This window comes from Maribacter sp. TH_r10 (assembly GCF_033101095.1).
In the GTDB taxonomy this organism is placed as follows: domain Bacteria; phylum Bacteroidota; class Bacteroidia; order Flavobacteriales; family Flavobacteriaceae; genus Maribacter_A; species Maribacter_A luteus.
On sequence record NZ_JAWMPY010000043.1, the window covers coordinates 1 to 452 of the forward strand.

1 protein-coding gene is annotated in these 452 nt (G+C 44.7%); it reads right to left on the reverse strand.

The window, feature by feature from the left end; genetic code table 11:
• The coding region (locus R3X28_RS19250) for a transposase (protein ID WP_317666519.1) at positions 1 to 409 on the reverse strand (409 nt) is incomplete at its 3' end.
• Positions 410 to 452: the final 43 nt, after the last annotated feature.

The window sequence follows — 452 nt, forward strand, 5'->3', positions numbered from 1 at the left end:
TCAATCGATGTGCACGTGGGGTGATGCCCAACGTCTTATAATTGCTTCCGCTTTGGTGGACTCCTGGGGACAGACCTACATAACCTGCCAAATGCTTGACATTGTTAAAACGTCTCAGATCCCCCAGTTCACATAATATACCACAGGCAACGATCCCTCCAATGCCGGGTATGCTCCTGAGCAACATATAATCCTTCTTATGGTACGTTTTGCAATACCTACGAAGCTGAGTGGAAACATCCCGAAGCTCTTGGTCCACAAAACGGAAGAAACGCATACGACTCTCTAAAGTCGCTTTTGCTGTCGGGTTCTCAAACACAATACCATCTAACCATTTACGGTACTTATGGCTCCAATGGTCGTTGTCAAATTCTTCCGGCTCTTTAATACCGAAATACAACAACTGCATTTTGATGTAACTCTTTATCCTCCGAAAATCCTTGACAAGATCG